Below are 22,209 nucleotides of genomic sequence, written 5' to 3'. Positions count from 1 at the left end.
ATCGGCGGCCTGGGCCTTGATGCCCTCGGCGTCGACCGGGTAGGACTCGAAGACCACCAGCGAGTCGAACAGGCCACCGATGCCCGCGGCGGACTGGATCTCGGCCAAGCCGATGTAGTGGTGGTCGAGCAGGTCGGCCTGCTCGCCCTGGGTGCGGGTGAGCACCTCACGTACCGATTCGGCGGCGTCGAAACGCACCCGGACCGGGACGGTGTTGATGAACAGGCCCACCATGGATTCCACGCCGGACAGCTGGGCGGGGCGGCCGGAGACGGTGGTGCCGAAGAGCACGTCGTCGCGGCCGGTCATCCGGCCGAGCACGATCGACCAGGCGACCTGCAGCACGGTGTTCGGGGTGACGCCGAGGTCGGCGGCCAGTGCGACCAGGCGGGCCGTGGTCGGCTCGTCGAGGTCGAACAGGTACTCCTGGGACAGCGCCGCGATCTCGCGACCGGCCTCGGGACGGGCCAGCAGGGTCGGCTCGGTGACGCCGCGCAGGGCGTCGGACCAGGCCGCCACCGACACCGCATGATCCTGCTGGGCAACCCATTCCAGGAAGTGCCGGTAGGAGCGCTGGGCAGGCAGCGCGCTGGCGTCGCCGTGCAGGGCGTAAAGGGCGAGCAGGTCCCGCATGACCAGCGGCGTGGACCAGCCGTCGAGCAGGATGTGGTGGTTGGACACCGCGAAGCGCCACTCGTCCTCGGCGATCCGGATCAGCGTGAACCGGATCAGCGGGGGCGCGGCGAGGTCGAAGCGGGCGGTGCGGTCGGCCTCGACCAGGTCGGCGAACTCGCCCGTGTCGATGCGGTCGTGCTCGGTCCACGACACCGGGGTGTGGTCGAGGACGATCTGCACGGCATTGCCGTCGTGGTCGGTGACGAAGGCGGTGCGCAGGGTCTCGTGCCGGTCCAGCAGGGCCTGGGCGGCGGCGCGCAGACGGGTGGCGTCGACGCGGCCGGTGAGCGTGAGGACCGCCTGGGCGGTGTAGACGTCGACCGAGCTCGCGGCCAGCCGGGCGTGGAAGAACAGACCGGCTTGCAGGGCGGCCAGCGGCCACACCTGGGTCAGCTCGGGGTAGCGCTTCTCCCAGATGTCGATATCGCGCTGGGTGGAGCGCACGAGCGCGAAGTCGGACGGCGTGTGGCCGCCCGCGTCGGCCGAGTTGGCGTGCCGGGCAACGGCTTCCAGCGCGGTGACCCACAGGTCGGCGAACTCGCGCACCTCGGCGGCGGCGAGCAGCGTGCTCGGGTAGCCGATATTGGCGCTGAGCTTGTCGCCGACGACGATCGCGTTGACATCCAGGGGTGCCATGGCGGGCATGTCGGCGTCGTAGGCGCCGCCCAGGGCGGCCAGCTCCGGCGCGGGGATCCAGCCGAAACCGCGCAGGGCGTCGGGCACATCGCTGTCGGCGACCCGGCCCAGATAGTTGAAGCTGATCTGACCGGGCAGCTCGGTGGGCAGCTCGGCGGCGGTGTCGGCGTTGAGGTACCGCAGCAGGCCGTAGCCGATGCCCTTGTCGGGCACCGCGAGCAGCTGCTCCTTGACGGCCTTGACCGCCTGCCCCAGCGCGGGGCCACCGGCGAGCGCGGCGTCGATATCGATCCCCGCCAGGTCGAGGCGGACCGGGAAGATCGCGGTGAACCAGCCGACCGTGCGCGAGAGATCGGCGCCGGGCGCGACCTCTTCCTCACGGCCGTGGCCTTCCAGGCGCACCAGCAGCGCGTCACTGTCCGGACGGGGCGCGGTGGAGCCATTGCCCAGTGCCGAACCCGCGGCGGCCGTGCCGACCCGCCCCGCGCGCCACTTGGCCGCGGCGAGCGCGAGCGCGGTCAGCAGACCATCGTTGACGCCACCGTGGAACAGTGCGGGCACGGTGGTGAGCAGGGCCTTGGTGACCTCGGCGGACACCTCGACCGGCAGCTTCTCGATGACACCGGAGACGTCGACAGCCGGGTTCATCGGCCGCTCGGTGAGCAGCGGGTCCGGGGTCGCGACGACCTCGCGCCAGAAGTCCAGCTCGGCGGTGCGTTCGGCGGTACGAGCCTCGTCGGCCAAGGCGTGCGCCCAGGCGCGCATGGAGGTGGCCGGGGCGACCAGCTCGGGGGTCTGACCGGCGGACAGCTGACCCCAAGCGGCGACGAAGTCGGGCACCAGGATGCGCCAGGAGACGCCGTCGACTACGAGGTGGTGCGCGACGACGATCAGGCGCCCGGCGCGGGTGGCCTTCGCCGCAGCCGCGCTCTCGGCGCCGGACGCCACCGCTGCGTCCCCGGTGGCGGACAGTGCGTCGCCCGACGACACCGCGGCGCCACCGGTGGTGGGCAGCGAAACCGCAGGCGCGTCGGCAACGCCGTCAGCGTCCGCGGGCAGCGAGGCAGACGTGCTCGCGGTCGGCTCCAGCCACACGAACCGCACGACCACGCCGGTGGCGGGATCGAGCCGGTCGAGGCTGGTATCCAGTGCGGCGGCGGCGATCTCGACCAGCTGGTCGTCGGTGGCGTCGGCCGGGAAGGTGGTGTGGTCGATGAGCGCGGCGGCGTCGACCGTGCCCGCCGGGGCGGTGGTGACCACCCAGCGCCCGTCGACCTGGTGCAGGCGCGCGCGCAGCATGTCGTGGCGGTCGATGACCGCGCCGACGGTGGCGGCGATGCCCGCGCGGTCGATGCCGACCGGCAGTTCCAGCGCCATGGTCTGGTTGAACCGGCCGAAGGAGCCGGAGCGCTCGGCCATGAACCGCACGACCGGGGTCAGCGGCATCTCACCGACGCCGCCACCCGGCAGCTCGGCCAGGGTGATCGCGGAAGCGGCTGCCACATCGGCGGTTTCGGCCACGGCGGCCAGCCCAGCGACGGTGCGCTGTTCGAAGACGTGGCGCGGGGTGAAGAGTACGCCACGGGCCTTGGCCCGCGAGACCAGCTGGATGGAGACGATCGAGTCGCCGCCGAGGGCGAAGAACGAATCGTCCACACCCACCCGCTCCACGCCGAGCACCTCGGCGAAGACCTCCGCGATGGTGTGTTCGATCGGGGTGCGCGCGGCGCGGAAGGTGACCTCGGTGGCGAACACCGGTTCGGGCAGCGCCTTGCGGTCGAGCTTGCCGACCGGGGTCAGCGGCACGTGGTCGATCACCATGATCGACGAGGGCACCATGTAGGCGGGCAGGCGTTCCTCGACGTGCGCGGTGAGCGCCGCGACATCGATCGAATGCCCCGGCGCGGCAACCACATACGCGACCAGCGAGACCGCGCCCGCGGTGCTCTTGTGGCCGAGGGTGGTGGCGAAGTCGACGGTCTCGTGCGCGGCCAGCGCCGAGTCGATCTCGCCCAGTTCGATACGGAAGCCACGGATCTTGACCTGGAAGTCGGAGCGGCCGACGTATTCGACGGTCCGGTCGGCGGTCCAGCGGACCACGTCACCAGTGCGGTACATCCGCTCCCCCGGCACGAACGGGTCGGCCACGAAGCGGTCGGCGGTCAGGCCGGGGCGGGCATGGTAGCCGCGCGCCAGCTGGATGCCCGACAGGTACAGCTCACCCGCGACACCCACCGGAACGGGCTGGAGCTGGGCGTCCAGGATCAGCGAACGCATACCGCGCGTCGGGCCACCGATGGTGACCAGCTCGCCCGGGGTCAGCGCGGCGCTGATATTGGTCATGATCGTGGTCTCGGTGGGGCCGTAGCCGTTATGGAAGGCACGAATCGTGCCGTCCGCCAACGGAACCGCCCACTTGCTCACCAGATCGGCAGGCACCGCCTCACCACCGGCCACGAGCACGCGCAGCGAATCCAGGCCGCTCGGGTCGAAGGTGGCCAGGGCGGCGGGGGTGATGAAGGCGTGGGTGACCCGCTCGGCGCGGATCAGCTCGGACAGTTCGTCACCGCCGTAGACGCCCGGCGGCACGACCACCAGGGCACCGCCACGGGCCAGTGCCAGCAGCAGCTCCAGGATGGAGGCGTCGAACGAGGGCGAGGCGAAATGCAGTGCGCGCGAATCGGAGTCGAGGGCGTAGCGCTTGGCCTGCTCCTCACCGAAGTTCGCCAGACCGGCGTGGGTGACCACGACGCCCTTGGGCACACCGGTCGAACCGGAGGTGTAGATGACGTAGGCGGGCTGCTCGGGACTGGTCTCGCGGACCAGTTCCGAATCGGCGATCGGGCCGCTGTCGAAGCGAGCGAGGTCGAGATCGTCGAGCACCAGCCAACCGGCCGCTGGCGCGTCCGTGGCCGGGCCGTCGAGTACGGCCTCGGACGCCTGCGCCCCAGCCCGCGCGTGCGGAGTGGATCCGCCGTCGGCACGCTCAGCGGGCGAGGAAGCACCCGTGGCGAGCGGCGCGATGTCGGGCAGGCCGCTCAGCACCGACGCGACGGTGATACCCAGCGGCGAACCGGAATCGGTGACCATGTGCGCGATGCGGTCGGCGGGGTAGGTCGGGTCGACCGGGACGAAGGCAGCGCCGGTCTTGGCGACAGCCCACGCGGCCAGCACCGAATCGGCCGAACGCGGGATACCGATCGCGACGAGGTCCTCGGCGCCGATGCCCTCGGCGATCAGCAAGCGCGCCAAGCGGTTCGAGCGCTCATCCAATTCGGCGTAGGAGAGAGCTGTCCCCTGGAACACGACGGCATCGCCGGTCGGGTTCTGGGCGACGGCCTCGGCCAGCAGGGTGCGCAGGGTGCGCGCGGGCACCGGCGGTTCGCCGACCCGGAACACCAGGTCGGCCCGCTCGGCGGCATCGAGGACATCGATCGCGCCGACGGTCACCGACGCGTCGGCGGCCACGGCCGCCAGCACGCGCTCCCAGCGGGTGGCGATGGTGTCGACGGTGGCCTCGTCGAACAGTTCGGTGGCGTAGTTCAGGGCCAGCGCCATCCCGCCGCTGCCGGGTTCGCCCAGCTCGGAGAGGGTGAACTGCAGGTCGAAGCGGGCGACGCTCTCCTCGAGGTCGAGCGCCGAGACCGCCAGGCCGGGCAGTTCCAGGGTGGTGCGGTCCAGGTTCTGGAAGGCCAGCATCACCTGGAACAGCGGGTTGCGCGACTGCGAGCGCTCCGGCGCGAGGAGTTCCACCAGGCGCTCGAAGGGCACATCGGCATTGCCGTAGGCGTCGAGGTCGGTCTTGCGGGACTGCTCGAGCAGGTCGGTGAACGACTCGCCGGGGCGCACGCCGGTGCGCAGCACCAGGGTGTTGACGAACATGCCGACCAGGTCGTCGAGGGCCTGCTCACCACGGCCCGCGATGGGCGTGCCGACGGCGATGTCGTCGGAGCCGGAGAGCCGGGCCAGCAGCACCGCCAGCGCGGTGTGCATGACCATGAACAGCGAGGTGCCCTGGCGGCGGGCCAGCTCGTCGAGCTCGCCGATCAGTTCCGGCGACAGCTCGCGGTGCACGGTGGCGCCGCGATGCGAGGCGATGGCCGGGCGGGCGCGGTCGAAGGGCAGGGTGAGTTCGTCGGGGACACCGGCGAGCTGGGTCTGCCAGTAGCCGACCTGGCGCGACATCAGCGAGTCGGTGTCGTCCTCGGTGCCGAGTACCGCGCGCTGCCAGATCGCGAAATCGGCGTACTGCACCGGCAGCGGCGCCCAGCCGGGCGCGGTGCCCTGGGCGCGGGCGGTGTAGGCCAGCATCACGTCGCGGGTCAGCGGCGCGATGGAGAAGCCGTCGGCGGCGATGTGGTGGACCACCACGACGAGGACGTGCTCGTCCGCGGCGTGACCGGCGGGCCCGGAGGAGGTAGCGGAGCGTGACCACGCAGGGCCCTCGGGAACGCCGCCGTTCAGCACAGCACTCGCCCGGAACAGGCGGGCGCGCAGCGGAACCTCTTCGGCCACATCGAATCCGGCGGAGGCGAACTCGGTGACGGTCTCGAACAGCCGCTCCGGCGCGACGGTGACCGGGCGCAGGTCCAGCGACATGCGTTCGGCCGCGACGATCTGCTGCACCGGGGTGCCGCCGTGCTCGGGGTAGCGGGTGCGCAGTGACTCGTGCCTGCGCACCAGGTCGGCCAGCGCCAGGGCCAGCGCCTCGGTGTCGAGGGCGCCGGTGAGGCGGATTGCCACTGGCAGGTTGTAGGCGGCGGAGGTGGTGTCGTACTTGTTGAGGAACCACATGCGCTGCTGCGCGAACGACAGCGGCACCAGTTCACCCTCGGTGCGCTCGCGGGCGACCAGCGCCGCGCGAGCGGTGCCGCCGGTGTGCGATTCCACCCGGGTCGCGAGGGCTTCCACGGTGGAGGCCTCGAACAGCGCGCGCACCGGCACCGTGGCACCCAGCGCCGCGCCGATGCGGGCGACCACGCGGGTGGCGATGAGCGAGTTGCCGCCGAGGTCGAAGAAGTCGTCGTCGACGCCGACCCGGTCCAGGCCGAGCACCTCGGCGAAGACCGCGGCCACGGTCTCCTGCACCGGCGTGACCGGGGCGCGGAAGGCACGCGCCTGCACCGCGGGGGCGGGCAGGGCACGGCGGTCCAGCTTGCCGTTGACGGTCAGCGGGATCCATTCCAGGCGGACCAGGGCCGCCGGAACCATGTACGCGGGCAGCTGTTCGGCCGCCCCGCTGCGCACGGCGTCGAGGTCGGGCTCGGCCTCGCCGTCGGCGACCACATAGGCGACGATGCGCTGGTCACCCGGCTGGTCCTCGCGCACGATGACCGCGGCCTGGGCGATGCCCGGCTGGGCCAGCACGGCGGCCTCGATCTCGCCGAGCTCGATGCGGAAACCGCGCACCTTGACCTGATCGTCGGCGCGGCCCAGGTATTCGAGTTCGCCGAAGCGGTTCCAGCGCGCGAGGTCACCGGAGCGGTAGAGCCGCGACCCGGCCTGGTTCGGGCCCGCGAGCGGGTTGGCGACGAAGCGGGTGGCGGTGAGATCGGGGCGACCCAGGTAGCCGCGCGCCAATTGCGGTCCGGCGACGTACATCTCGCCCGCGACACCCACCGGCACCGGCCGCAGCCGGTTGTCGAGCACGTACACGCCCAGGCCCGCGATGGCCCGGCCGACGACCGAACCGGCCGCGGCGGCAATGGTTTTCGCGTCCAGCGCGCGGAACGACACGTGCACCGTGGTCTCGGTGATGCCGTACATGTTGACCAGCGTCGGCGAGCTGTCGCCGTGGCGGGCCACCCAGTCCGACAGGCGGCGGAGTTCCAGCGCCTCGCCACCGAAGACCACATAGCGCAGCGCCAGCGGCGCCAGGTCGGGTCCGGCGTTCCGGTCGGCCTCGGCGAGCTGGTAGAACGCCGACGGGGTCTGGTTGAGCACGGTGACCTGCTCGACGCGCAGCAGTTCCAGGAACTGCTCGGGCGAGCGGGAGGTGTAGTAGTCCACCACGATCAGCGAGCCGCCGAACAGCAGCGGACCCCACAGCTCCCACACCGAGAAGTCGAAGGCGTAGGAGTGGAACAGCGTCCACACATCGCGCGGGCCGAAGCCGAAGTCGCGATCGGTATTGGCGAACAGCCGCACCACATTCCGGTGCGCGACCGCGACGCCCTTGGGGCGGCCGGTCGAGCCGGAGGTGTAGATGACGTAGGCGACATTGTCCGGCGAGAGCGGCGCGATGCGGTCGGCGTCGGTGATCGGCAGATCGTCGGCGTCCTCGACATTGCCGGTCTCCACGGCGAACCCGTCGAGCACCACCGAGGGCAGGTGGCCGGGCACGGTCACCTGGACGGTGGAGTCGAGCACCACGCTGGTGGGCCGGGAGTCCTCGAGCACGTAGGCGATGCGCTCGGCCGGGTAGGTCGGGTCGACGGGCACGTAACCGGCGCCGGTCTTGACCACGGCGAGCAGCGCCACGACCAGGTCCAGCGAGCGCGGCAGGATCACCGCGACCAGCGATTCCGGTCCGGCGCCGTCGGCGATCAGCCTGCGCGCCAGCACATTCGCGCGCCGGTCGAGCTCGGCGTAGGTCAGCGACTCGACACCGAACTTGGCGGCGATGCGGTCCGGGTAGGCCACCGCGGCGGCGTCGAACAGGTCGACCAGCGTGGTGTGCTTGTTGCCGAACAGGCCGCGGCGGTGACCCGCCGGGGTGGTGGCGTCGTGCACGACAGGCAGACCGATGGCGTCGGCACCGGAGGACACCCAGCGCTGGGCGACATCGCGCTGTTCGGCCTCGCCGAGCAGGTCGATATCGCCGACGATCACGTCCGGGTTCTCCGCGACGCTCCGCAGGACGCGCACCAGGCGGTCACCGAACGCGGCGACGGTCTCGGCGTCGAACAGATCGGTGGCGTAGTTCCAGGACAGCGCCAGCGAGCCGTCGGCGGCCTCGCCCACGGTGAGCTGCACGTCGAATTTGGCTGTGCCCGGGTCGAAGTCGACGACATCGAGGTCGAGGCCCGGCAGTGCGACGGTGCCCGCGTCGGCGGCGGTGGCCGCCTCGAAGGTGAGCGCCACCTGGAACAGCGGGTGGTGCGCCTGCGAGCGGGTGGGGCTGAGCACGTCGACGAGGCGCTCGAAGGGCACGTCGGCATTGGCGAAGGCCGACAGGTCGACCTTGCGGACCTGATCGAGCAGGTCACCGAAGCTGCCGCCGAGGTCGACCTCGCTGCGCAGCACCAGGGTGTTGACGAACATGCCGACCAGGTCGTCGAGCGAACGCTCGCCGCGCCCGGCGATCGGGGTGCCGATGGCGATATCGGTGCTGTTGGACAGGCGCGCGGCCCAGGTGGCCAGCGCCGCGTGCATCACCATGAACAGCGTGACGCCCCGGGCCTTGGCGATCTCGGTGAGCGCCCGGTGCAGGGGCGCGTCGACCGAGAAGCGGTACAGGTCACCGGCATTGGTGGCGATCTCGGGGCGCGGCCGGTCGGCGGGCAGCTCGAGCTGGTCGGGCAGATCGCGCAGCTGCTCGGTCCAGTAGCCGAGCTGGCTCGCCGCGACCGACTCCGGATCGCTCTCCTCGCCGAGCACCTCGCGCTGCCACAGCGTGTAGTCGGCGTACTGCACCTCGAGCGGCGCCCACGCGGGCACCTCGCCGCGGGCGCGTTCGGTGTAGGCCACCACGACATCGCGCAGCAGCGGGCGCAGCGAGAAGCCGTCACCGCTGATGTGGTGCATGACGAGCACGGCAACGTGGGTCCGCTCGTCGATGCGCAGCAGGCTCGCGCGGAAGGGCACCTCGCGGGTGACGTCGAAGTGCACGCTCGCCAATTCCACCACGCGGGCGACCACGTCACCGGCGGCGACCGGCTGCGCGGGTAGCGCGAAGCGGACCTCGTCGGCGGGCAGGATCTGCTGGTAACCAGCGCCTTCCATTTCGGGATAGAAGGTGCGCAGCGACTCGTGCCGCGCGGTCACATCAGCGATGGCGGCTTCCAGCGCGGCCACGTCGAGCTCGCCGGTGAGGCGGATGGCCACCGGGATGTTGTTGACGGCGGTGCGGTTGTCGAAGCGGTTGAGGAACCACATCCGCTGCTGGGCCTGCGAGAGCGGCACCAGCTCGGGGCGCGTCCGGGCGGCGAGCGGGACGCGCCCGCCGCGTCCGGTGGCGGTCTCCACCCGCGCGGCCAGCGCGGCCACGGTCGAGGCCTCGAACAGCGCGCGCAGCGGCACCTGGGTGTCCAGGGCCTCGGACAGGCGCGCGGCGACCCGGGTGGCGATCAGCGAGTTGCCGCCGAGCTCGAAGAAGTCGTCGTCGAGGCCGACCTGACCGGCGCCGAGCACCTCGGCGAAGGTGGCGGCCACGATCTGCTGGACCGGGGTGACCGGCGCCTGGAAGGTGCGCGCGGCGAACACCGGCGCGGGCAGCGCCTTGCGGTCGAGCTTGCCGGAGGCGTTGAGCGGGAAGGCATTCAGCACCACGTAGGCGGCGGGCACCATGTACACCGGCAGTTCGGCACCAAGAGCGTCCTTGACCGCGTCGGTGTCGACGGTGGCACCCTGCTCCGGGATGACGTAGGCGACCAGCTGATCGCCGGTGCGCTCGTCGGCGCGGACCACGACCACCGACTGGGCGATGGACGGCAGCGCGGTGAGCGCGGACTCGATCTCACCGAGTTCGATGCGCAGACCGCGCAGCTTGACCTGGAAGTCGGTGCGGCCCAGGTATTCCAGCTCGCCGTCCGGGGTCCAGGTGACCAGGTCACCGGTGCGGTACATGCGCTCGCCGGGTGCGAACGGGTCGGCGACGAAGCGGTCCATGGTGAGGTCGGGGCGGCCGACATACCCGTGGGCCAGCTGCACGCCCGCCAGATAGAGCTCACCCGCGACACCCACCGGCACCGGCCGCAGCCGCGAATCCAGCACGTAGAGACGGGTGTTGAAGACCGGGGCGCCGATCGGCACGGTGTCGAGGTCGGCGTCGGTAACCTCGTGGAAGGTGACGTCGACGGCGGCCTCGGTGGGGCCGTACAGGTTGTGCAGGGCGGCGCCGGTCAGCTCGCGCAGACGCTGCGCGGTGGGCGCGGGCAGCGCCTCACCGGAGGCGAACACATTGCGCAGCGAGACACACTCGGCGGCAAGGGGTTCGGTGACGAACACGGCCATCATCGACGGCACGAAGTGCACCGTGGTCACCTGCTCGGCGGCGATGAGCCGGGCCAGGTAGGCCGGGTCGCGGTGGCCGTCGGGCTTGGCTACCACCAGGCGCGCGCCGACCTGCAAGGGCCAGAAGAACTCCCACACCGACACGTCGAAGGTGGCGGGGGTCTTCTGGAGGACCACGTCGTCGGCGGCCAGGCCGTAGGCGGCGTGCATCCACACCAGGCGGTTGACGATGGCCGCGTGGCTCACCGCCACGCCCTTCGGGCGGCCGGTCGAGCCCGAGGTGAAGATGACGTAGGCGGTATTGCCCGAGCGCAGCGGACGGTGCCGGTCGACATCGGTGACCGGCTCGGCCGAGTGGCCGGACAGGTCCAGCTCGTCGATGCGCACCTCGCGCCCGGCGGCGGCGGGCAGGCTCTCGCCGGAGGTGAGCACGCACACCGGCTGGGCGGTGTCGAGGATGTGCTCGATGCGCTCGGCCGGGTGATCGGGGTCCAGCGGCACGTACGCGCCACCGGCGGCGGAGACCGCGTACATGCCGACCAGCAGGTCGATCGAGCGGCGCATGCCCAGGGCCACATAGCTTTCCGGGCCGACACCCGCGTCCTTGAGCCAGCGCGCCAGTTGACGCACCCGGCCCGCGAACTCGGCGTAGGACAGACTTGTCCCCTCGAAGGTGAGGGCGGTCGCGTCGGGGGTGCGGGCGACCTGGGCCTCGAAGAGGGCGTGCAGGGTGGCCGGGTCGTCCTCGCTGGGGGTACTCAGCGCGGCGTCGGTAGCGAATTCGGTGTCGTTCCAGCGGTCGAGCACCAGGGTGCGCTCGGCCGGGTCGAGCAGTTCGATGTCACCGACGGCGGCCGCGGGATCGGCCACGATGGCGGTGAGCACGCGCAGCAGGCGCGCGCCGAAGGTCGCCGCGAAGCTCGCGTCGAAAAGGTCGGTGGCGTAGACGAGTTCGGCATCGAGGTGGCTGTCGTCGTCGGCCGGGACCTCGCTGAGCGCGAGTTGCAGGTCGAACTTGGCGGTGTGCTGGTCGATGCCCAGCTCGGAGACCGTCAGGCCGGGCAGTTCCAGGGTGGTGCGACCCAGGTTCTGGAACGAGAGCATCACCTGGAACAGCGGGTGCCGCGACTGCGAGCGCGCCGGGTTGAGCACCTCGACCAGGCGCTCGAACGGCACGTCGGCGTGCGCGAAGGCGGCCAGGTCGCGTTCGCGGACCTGGGTGAGCAGCTCGGTGAACGAGGCGGCCGGGTCGACCTCGGCGCGCAGCACCAGGGTGTTGACGAACATGCCGACCAGGTCGTCGAGCGCCTGCTGACCACGACCGGCGACCGGGGTGCCGATGGCGATGTCGGCGGTGCCGGACAGGCGGGCGAGCAGCACGGCGAAGGCGCTGTGCACCACCATGAACAGGGTGGTGCCGCGCTGGTGGGCCAGCTGGTTGAGCGCTTCCACGAGCTCGCCCGGCACCTCGAAGCGGTGCGTGCCCGCCTGGTAGGTGGCCTGCGCGGGCCGCGACTTGTGGCCGAGGCGCAGCTCGTCGGGCAGGTCGGCCAGCGCGTCGCGCCAGTGGTCGAGCTGCTCGGAGATCAGCGAGGTGGGGTCGTTCTCGTCGCCGAGGGTCTCGCGCTGCCACAGCGCGTAATCGACGTACTGCACCTCCAGCGGCGGCCAGCCCGGCTCGGCATTGGCGGTGCGCGCGACGTAGGCGGTCATCAGGTCGCGCACCAGCGGGCGCAGCGAGAAACCGTCGGCGGCGATGTGGTGGACCACCATCACCAGCACGTGCTCGCGTTCGCCGAGCTCGTAGACGCGCAGGCGCACCGGCGCGGCGGCGGTGACATCGAAACCGCGACGGGCGAACTCGTAGAGCGAGATCGCCATATCGGTCTCGTCGGCCTCGATCAGTTCCACATCGGGAATCGAGACCGCAGCCGCGAGGACCTTCTGGTAGGCCGTGCCGTCGTGCGACGGGTACACCGTGCGCAGCGACTCGTGCCGGGCGATCACATCGGCGACCGCGCCGCGCAGGGCGGGCAGGTCGAGCAGGCCCTGGAGGCGCACCGCGACCGGGATGTTGTAGGTCCCGGAGTCGCCGGAGTCGGCCAGGTCGAAGCGGTTGAGGAACCACATGCGCTGCTGCGCGAGCGACAGCGGCGGGTGCTCGGGACGCTGCCGCGCGGTGAGCTCGGCGCGCAGACCGGTGCCCGCGTGCGATTCCACCCGCGCCGCCAGCGCGCCGACGGTGGGCGCCTCGAACAGGGTTCGCACGCCGACCTCGGCATCGAGGGCCTTGCTCAGGCGCGCGGCCACCTGGGTGGCGACCAGCGAGTTGCCACCGAGGGCGAAGAAATCGTCGTCCACGCCGACGCGGTCGGCGCCGAGCAGTTCGGCGAAGATCTCCGCGACGATCTCCTCGATCGGTGTCGAGGGCGCGCGGAACACCTTGGCCTCGAACACCGGCGCGGGCAGCGCCTTGCGGTCGAGCTTGCCGGAGGCGTTGAGCGGGAAGGCATCCAGTACCACCAGCGCCGAGGGCACCATGTACGCGGGCAGTTCGGCGGTGATCCCCGCCTTCACCGCGGCCACGTCCAGGCCCGAATCCGGTTCGGGCACCACGTAACCCACGAGCTGATCGCCCGCGTGCGCGTCGGCGCGCACGACCACGACCGACTGGGCGACACCCGGCTGGGCCAGCAGCGTGGCCTCGATCTCGCCGAGCTCGATGCGCAGGCCGCGCAGCTTCACCTGGAAGTCGGTGCGGCCCAAGTAGTTCAGTTCGCCGTCGCGGGTCCAGGTGACGAGGTCACCGGTGCGGTACATGCGCGACCCGGCCTGCCCGTACGGGTTGGCCACGAAGCGGTCGGCGGTGAGGTCGGCGCGGTTGAGATAGCCGACGGCGAGCTGTTCGCCCGCCAGATACAGCTCACCCGCGACACCGGGGGCAACCGGGTGCAGCCGCGAATCCAGCACGAACACCCGGGTGTTCCACACCGGGCGGCCGATCGGCACCGACTCCACATCGGCGTCGACGACCTCGTGATAGGTGACGTCGACCGCGGCCTCGGTGGGGCCGTACAGGTTGTGCAGGCGGGCACCGGTCAGCTCGCGCAGGCGCTGCGCGGTCGGCGCGGGCAGCGCCTCACCGGAGGCGAACACCTGACGCAGCCGCACCGCACTGCCGTTGCCGTTGTTGCCCAGTGTCGAGACGAACACCGACAGCATCGACGGCACGAAGTGCGCGGTGGTGATGCCGCGTTCGGCGATGACCTGCGCGAGATACACCGGATCGCGGTGCCCGTCGGGCTTGGCGACGACCAGGCGCGCGCCGGTCTGCAAGGGCCAGAAGAACTCCCACACCGACACGTCGAAGGTGGCGGGGGTCTTCTGCAGCACCGCGTCGGCGGCGTCGATCGGGTACTCGTGCTGCATCCACAGCAGGCGGTTCACGATCGCCGCGTGATCGACGGCCACACCCTTGGGGCGGCCGGTCGAACCCGAGGTGAAGATGACGTAGGCGGTATTGGTTGCCCGCAGCGGGCGGGTGCGCTCGGCGTCGGTGATCGGCGCTGCGCTGAAATCGGCGGGCAGCTCGATGTTCTCGACGGCCAGCACGGTCGCGCCGTCGGCCTCGAACCCGTCGCGACGGCTGGTGAGCACCAGTCGCGGCTGCGCGGTCTCGAGGATGTGGCCGATCCGGTCGGCGGGCTGGTCCGGGTCCAGCGGCACGTAGGCCGCACCGGTCTGGAGCACCGCGTACATGGCGACGACGAGTTCGGTGGAACGCCGGATGGCCAGTGCCACATGCGAACCCGGGCCGACGCCCTCGGCGATGAGCTTGCGGGCGATGCGGTTGGCGCGCTCCTGCAGCTCGCGGTAGCTCAGTTCCTCGTTCTCGAAGACCAGCGCGACCGCGTCGGGGGTGCGCTCGACCTGCGCGTCGAACAGCGAGACCAGGGTGGCCTCCGGCACGGCACGGGCGGTGTCGTTCCAGTCGACGAGGACCTGCGCGTGCTCCTCGGGCGCGAGCAGATCGATGTCACCGACGGCCACTTCGGGATCGGCGACGATGGCGGCGAAGATATTGTCCAGGCGCCGCGCGAAGGCGGCGATGGTGGATTCCTCGAAAAGGTCCAGCGCGTAGGAGAACTCGGCGGACATGCCGCCTGCCTCGCCGTCGGTGTCCTGCACCTCGGTCAGCGTGAGCTGCAGGTCGAACTTGGCCAGCTGGGAGTCGTAGTCGATCCCGCTGACCGACAGGCCGGGCAGTTGCAGCGAGGCCTGCTTGTTGTTCTGGAACGACAGCATCACCTGGAACAGCGGGTGACGCGCCTGCGAACGCGGCGGGTTGAGCACCTCGACGAGCCGCTCGAACGGCACGTCGGCGTGCGCGAACGCCTGCAGGTCGGTCTCGCGGGCCTGGTCGAGCAGGGTGGCGAACGGGGTCGCGCCCTCGACCTGGCTGCGCAGCACCAGGGTGTTGACGAACATGCCGACCAGGTCGTCGAGGGCCTGGTCGCCACGGCCCGCCACCGGAGTGCCGATGGCGATGTCGCTGGTGCCGCTGGCGCGCGCCAGCAGCACGGCCAGCGCGCTGTGCATGACCATGAACAGCGAGGCGTTGTAGCGGCGGCCCAGTTCGACCAGGGCGCGCTGGGTGTCACCGGAGATGACGAAGCTGTAGGTGCCACCGCGATAGGTGGCCACCGGCGGACGCGGGTGATCGGCCGGGAGCACCAGCTCGTCGGGCAGGTCGGCGAGTTCGCGGGCCCAGTAGTCGATCTCGGAGGAGATCAGCGACTTGGGGTCGTCCTCGGAGCCGAGCACCTCGCGCTGCCAGAGCGCGTAATCGGCGTACTGGACCGGCAATTCGGCCCAGGTCGGCGCCTCCCACGAGGTGCGTGCCGCGTAGGCCACGATGACATCGCGCGACAGCGGCGCCATCGACCAGCCGTCGGCGGAGATGTGGTGCACCACCATGCCGAGCACGTACTCGGTCTCGCTGATCTCGAAAAGCCGTGCGTGCAGCGGCACTTCGCTGGTCACGTCGAAGGCCATCGAGGCCAGGTCGATCAGGTGGTCGATGAGGTTGTCCTCGGTGACCCGGTACGGGGTCAGGTCGGGGACGATCTGCGCGGCGTCGAGCACCACCTGCACCGGGCCGTTGCCCGATTCGGGGAACACGGTGCGCAGCGACTCGTGCCGGTCGATCACGTCGATAACGGCGACCTGGAGCGCGGCCACATCGAGCTCGCCGGAGAGCCGGATGGCGACCGGGATGTTGTTGACCGCCGAGGCGGTGTCGAAGCGGTTGAGGAACCACATGCGCTGCTGGGCCAGCGACAGCGGCACCAGGTCGGGCCGCTCCCGCGCGACCAGCGCCTTGCGGGCACCGTCCCCGGCCTGCGACTCCACCCGCGCGGCCAGTGCCGCGACGGTGGGCGCCTCGAACAGCATGCGCACGGGCACCCGGGTGTCCAGGGCGATGCCGATGCGCGAGGCCACCTGGGTGGCGATCAGCGAGTTGCCGCCGAGCTCGAAGAAGTCGTCCTCGACACCGACCCGGCTCAGCTCGAGCACGTCGGCGAAGACCTGAGCGACGATCTGCTCGATCGGGGTGGTGGGCGCGCGGAATTCACGCACCTCGAACACCGGCGCGGGCAGCGCGCGGCGGTCGAGCTTGCCGTTCACGGTCAGCGGGATCGCCGCCAGCACCATGATCGACGAGGGCACCATGTACGCGGGCAGGCGCTGGGCGACATGGTCGGTCAGCGCGGACACGTCGATCGAACTGCCCGGCACGGCAACGACATAGGACACCAGCGAGGTGCTGCCGCCCTTGTTCTTGTGGCCGATGCTCACCGCGAAGTCGACGGTCTCGTGCGAGGCCAGCGCCGAGTCGATCTCGCCCAGCTCGATGCGGAAACCGCGCACCTTGACCTGGAAGTCGGAGCGGCCGACGTACTCGACATTGCGGTCGGCGGTCCAGCGCACCACGTCACCGGTGCGGTACATCCGCTGCCCGGGCGCGTACGGGTTGGCGACGAAACGATCCGAGGTCAGCGCGGGGCGCGCGTGGTAGCCGCGCGCCATGCCGACGCCGCCGATGTAGAGCTCACCGGCCACGCCCACCGGCACCGGGCGCAGGCGGTCGTCGAGGATCAGGGTGTGGACGCCACGGATGGGTCCACCGATAACGACCCGCTCCCCCGGGATCAGGCCCTCGGACAGGTTGGAGGCGATGGTGGTCTCGGTCGGGCCGTAGACATTGCCGAGCATGCGGCGCGAGCCGTCGGGCAGCGGCACCGCCCACTTGGTGACCAGCTCCGGCGGCACCGCCTCACCACCGGCGGCGAGCACCCGCAGGTGATCGAGGCCGCGGGCGTCGAAGGTGGCCAGCGCGGCCGGGGTCACGAACGCGTGGGTGACCTGCTCGGTGATGAGGATGTCGCGCAGTTCCTCACCGCCGTACACACCCGGCGGCACGACCACCAGGGTGCCGCCGCGACCCAGCGCGAGCAGCAGCTCCAGCACCGAGGCGTCGAATGACGGCGAGGCGAAATGCAGTGCGCGGGTGCCGGAGTCGAGCGAGTACAGGTCGATCTGCTCGGCGCAGAAGTTGGCGACGCTGGCATGGGTGACCACGACGCCCTTGGGCACACCGGTGGAACCGGAGGTGTAGATCAGGTACGCGGGCTGCGCGGGGTCGGTCGGGCGGACCAGTTCGCGCGGGGCCAGCGGGGCGTCGGAGATGTCGTCGAGATCGATGTCGTCGATCTCGAGCCAGCGCACGGTGTCGGGTACCTCGCCGATCTCGGCGCTGACCGTGATGCCAACGGACACACCGGCATCGGCGATCATGTGCGCGATACGGTCGGCCGGGTAGTTCGGGTCGACGGGCACGAACGCGGCACCGGTCTTGGCGACCGACCACACCGCCAGCACCGACTCCAGCGAGCGCGGCACGGCCACGGCGACGAAATCCTCGGCGCCGAGGCCCTGCTGGATCAGCAAGCGCGCCAGCTGGTTCGAGCGGCGATCCAATTCGCCATAGGACACAGCTGTCCCCTCGAACACCACGGCGGTGGCCTCGGTGTCGAGCGCGGCCTGGGCCATGAGCTGCGGCAGGGTGCGCGCGACGGCGGCGGGGGCGCCGTAACGGGTGACCAGGTCGGTGCGTTCGGCGTCGTCGAGGACGTCGATGGCGCCGACGGTGACCGCCGGGTCGGCCAGGATGGCGTCGAGCACGCGCCGCCAGCGCAGCAGCAGCTCTTCGACGGTGGCCTGGTCGAACAGGTCGACGGCGTAGGTGAGCACGCCGGTCAGGCCCGAGAGCGAGCCGGTGGTGGTGTGCTCCTCGGTGAGCGTCCACTGCAGGTCGAACTTGGCCATGTCGACCTCGACCTCGTCGGCGCTGACCGTGAGACCGGGCAGCTCCAGCGTGCCGTGCGACATCTCCTGGAACGAGAGCACCACCTGGAACAGCGGGTGGCGCGCCTGCGAGCGGGAGGGGTTGAGCACATCGACGAGCCGCTCGAACGGCACATCGGCATTGGCGAAGGCCGACAGGTCGGTCTCGCGGGTGCGCGCGAGGAACTCGCTGAACGGCTGGGCCGGGTCGACATCCGAGCGCAACACCAGGGTGTTGACGAACATGCCGATCAGGTCGTCGAGGGCCTGCTCACCGCGTCCCGCGATGGGCGTGCCGACGGCGATATCGGTGGTGCCGGACAGGCGCGCGAGCAGCACGGCCAGCGAGGCGTGCACCACCATGAACAGGGTGACGCCATTGGCGCGGGCCAGCGCGGCGAGCTGGGCGTGGGTCTCGGCGTCGATGTCGAAGCCGACGCGCGCGCCACGGAAGCTCTGCTGCTGCGGGCGCGGACGGTCGCTGGGCAGGTCCAGCTGGTCGGGCAGGCCGTCGAGAGTGCGCTGCCAGTAGTCGAGCTGACGCGCGGCCATCGACGCGGGATCGCTTTCGGCACCGAGCAATTCGCGCTGCCACAGCGTGTAGTCGCGGTACTGCACCGGCAGCGGCGTCCACGCGGGCGCCTGCCCGGCCGAGCGGGCCAGGTAGGCGGTGGCCACGTCGCGGGCCAGCGGGCCGAAGGAGAAACCGTCGGCGGCGATGTGGTGGACGACGAAGGCGACGGCGAATTCGGGTGTGCCGTTGGTTGTGCCGCCGGTGACCTGGTAGATCCGCACGCGGATCGGCAGTTCCAGGGTGACGTCGAAGCCGGTGGAGGCGAAGTTGATGAGTTCGTCGTGCAGCAGCGACTGGTCGATCGGGGTCACCGTGATGCCCAGGTCGAACTCGTCGGCGCCGAGCACCTGCTGGAACCCGCCGTCGGCGTCCGGGAAGACGGTGCGCAGCGATTCCTGGCGCACCACCACGTCGTCGAGCGCGGCGATCAGCGCGTCGACCTCGACGCGGCCCTTCATCCGCACCACGAACGGCAGGTTGTAGGTCGGTGCGGTGGGGTCGAACTGGTTGATGAACCACATCCGCTGCTGGGCCAGCGACAGCGGCACCTGGTCGGGGTGCGGCAGCGCGACCAGCGCGGGACGGCTCTCGGAAATGTCCGCGGGCGTGACGGATTCGGCCCGCGCGGCCAGTCCGGCCACGGTCGGGGTCTCGAACAGCGCGCGCACCCCGAGCTGGATGCCGAAGGCGGCGCCGATGCGGGCCACCACCTGGGTGGCGACCAGCGAGTTGCCGCCGAGTTCGAAGAAGTTGTCGTCGGCGCCGACGCGTTCCTGGCTGAGCACATCGGCGAAGATGCCCGCCACGATCTGCTCGGACGGGGTGCGCGGGGCGCGGAAATCGCCTGCGGCGGCACTGAACACGGGCTCGGGCAGGGCCTTGCGGTCCAGCTTGCCGGAGGTGTTGAGCGGGAAGGCGTCGAGCACCATGATCGACGCGGGCACCATGTAGCTGGGCAGCTTCTCGGCGACGAAACGGGTGAGCGTCGCCGGGTCGGCGGACTGGCCCGGCGCGGGCACCACGTAGGCGACCAGCTGCTGGCCGGTGGCGGTGTCGACCACCAGCACGGCGGCCTGGCTCAGGGTCGGGTGGGCCAGCAGGTCGGTCTCGATCTCACCGAGCTCGATGCGCTGACCACGGAACTTCACCTGGAAGTCGGTGCGGCCGATGTATTCCAGAACGCCCTGAGCGTTCCAGCGCACCAGGTCACCGGTGCGGTACATGCGCTCGCCGGGGCCGCCGACCGGGTTGGCGACGAAGCGGTCCGAGGTCAGGTCGGGGCGGCCGCGGTAGCAGCGCGCCAGCTGACGACCCGCCAGGTACAGCTCGCCCGGGGCGCCGATCGCGGCCGGGCGCAGCCGCGAATCCAGCACGTAGACTTCGACATTCCACTCGGGGATACCGATCGGCACCGTGACGGTGTCGGCCTCGGTGGCCTCCCAGTAGGTGACCGAGACCGCGGCCTCGGTGGGGCCGTACAGGTTGTGCAGCCCGGCGGTGGAGATCGCGCGCAGACCGGCGGCGGTCTCCGGCGGCAGCGCCTCACCGATCACGAAAACCGCACGCAGCGTGGCACATTGGGCCTGGGTGGCGTGCGCGACGAAGACCGTCAGCATGGACGGGACGAAGTCCGTCACGGTGACGCCGTGGCGGGCGATCATGTCCGCGACGTAGAGCGGGTCGCGATGACCGTCCGGCGAGGCGATAACCAGCTTGGCGCCGACCATCAGCGGCAGGAAGTAGCCCCACAGCGACACGTCGAAGGTGGTGGCGGTCTTCTGCAGGTAGACGTCATCGGCGGTCAGCGCGTACTCGTCGAGCATCCACAGCTCTTGGTTGACGATCGCGTGATGGGTGACGGCCACGCCCTTGGGGCGGCCGGTGGAACCCGAGGTGTAGATGACGTAGGCGGTGTTGTCCGGGCGCAGCGGCGCGAGCCGGTCGGCGTCGGTGACCGGGGTGTCGGCGAAGGCGGCGGTGTCGAGGGTGTCGATCTCGACACGGGCCACCGTCTCGGGCAGGTCCAGGTCGTCACCGGTGGTGGTCAGCACGCAGACCGGTGCCGCGGACTCGAGGATGTAGGCAGTGCGGTCGGCCGGGTGGTCCGGGTCGATCGGCACGTATGCGCCACCGGCGCGCAGCACGGCGTGCATCCCGATGACCAGGTCCAGCGAGCGGCGCATGCCGAGCGCGACCAGCGATTCCGGGCCGACGCCGTCGGCGATCAGGAACCGGGCCAGGCGGTTGACCCGGGCGCCGAACTCGGCGTAGGTGAGGGTCTCGCCCTCGAAGTCCAGGGCGATGGCGTCCGGGGTGCGCGGGATCTGCGCGTCCAGCAGCGCGGGCAGGGTGGTGGCGGGGACCTCGTGCGCCGAGTCGTTCCACTCGGTCAGCGAGCGTTCCAGCTCGGCGGTGCCGGTGACCGGCAGCCGCCAGACCGGCAGCGCGGCGTCGGCGGCCAGGAAGCGCTCGAAGAACTCGAGGAAGCGGGCGTGGTGGGTGGCCGCCTCGGCCGCGGTGTAGAGGTTGGGGTTGGTCTCGAAGTCGATGTGCGAGCGGGTGCCGCCGTGCGACTGGTAGAAGTTGACGCCCAGGTCCTCGATCGAGCCGGTGGACAGCACATTGAGGGTGCCGTCCATCTCGCCGAAGCGCAGCGCGTTGTCGAAGAGCATGATGTTGACCCACGGGCCGAAGAACTCCGTGGCGACCATGCCGTCACCGGCGGAATCGCGGCGGATGTCCTCGTGGCGGTAGCGCTGGTGGCGCAGCGCGCCGGAGACCTCGGTGGTGACCGCGCGCAGCAGTTCGGCCACGGTGGTGTCGTGGCCCACGCGCAGGCGCAGCGGCACGATATTGGAGGTCACACCGCCCGAGCGGCGCATCACGGCGGTGGTGCGGCCGGTGACCGGGAGGCTGAGGATCACGTCCTCGGTGCCGGTGATCTGGGCCAGGTAGGCCGCGAAACCGGCGATGAGCAGCGGCGCGGAGGTGGTGTCGTGCCGGGCGATGGCCTCGCCGAACACCGCGTCCTGGGCCGGGCTCAGCGCCGCGCTGGTGACATCGTTGACCGGCGAGGGCGGCGCGGAGCGGCCGGTGAGGCTGCTGCCCTCTTCCAGGCCCTCGACGCGCTGGGCCCAGTGCGCCTTGTCGGATTCGAAGCGGGAGCTGTCGCGGTAGGCGATCTCCGACTCGTAGAGGGCGCGCAGATCGGTGGCCTTGTTGGCCGGGGCCTCCACGCCGGTGACGGCCGCGGTGTAGAGCTGTGCCGTGCGGTTGACGAAGTTGTTGGCGCCGAAACCGTCCAGCACGATGTGGTGGACGCGGGCGTACCAGTACCAGCGGCCGTCCTCGAGCTGCAGCGCGGCGGCCTGGACCAGGCGGTCGGCGACGATGTCGAGCGGGCGGCTGTACTCCTGGCGCATCCACTCGGCGGCGGCGGCCTCGGGGTCGGCCTCGCCACGCAGGTCGACATAGATCAGGGTGTCGTCCTGGGTGAGGTCGACGGTCTGCATCGGTTCGCCGTCGATCTCGACGACGCGCAGGAAGCCCGACTGCTGCTCGGCGGCGGCCTCGGAGCTGACCCGCTCGAGCACCGCGACGTCGAGGTCGCCGCGCAGATCGACATACTGGGCGATATTGATCGGCACCTGTGGGTCGACGTGCTGCGCGTACCAGATACCCAGCTGTGCGGGCGAGAGCGGGAAGTACTCCTCGCCGTTTCCGCCGAAATCCAGCCGGTCCAA

At 71.0% G+C, this 22,209-nt stretch carries 1 protein-coding gene (cut by a window edge); it reads right to left on the bottom strand.

Features of this window, described 5'->3' with window-relative positions; all coding sequences use genetic code 11:
* A protein-coding gene (locus WA675_RS12110) for a non-ribosomal peptide synthase/polyketide synthase (protein ID WP_336084338.1) crosses the window boundary here: on the bottom strand, positions 1-22,209 show its beginning. 22,296 nt of this gene lie to the left of the window's left edge; only the first 22,209 of its 44,505 coding nucleotides appear in the window; its start codon is at positions 22,207-22,209; its stop codon lies beyond the left edge, outside the window.

Source organism: Nocardia sp. SSK8 (assembly GCF_037034205.1).
GTDB lineage: Bacteria > Actinomycetota > Actinomycetes > Mycobacteriales > Mycobacteriaceae > Nocardia.
This window is presented reverse-complemented; position numbering and strand designations above follow the sequence as displayed.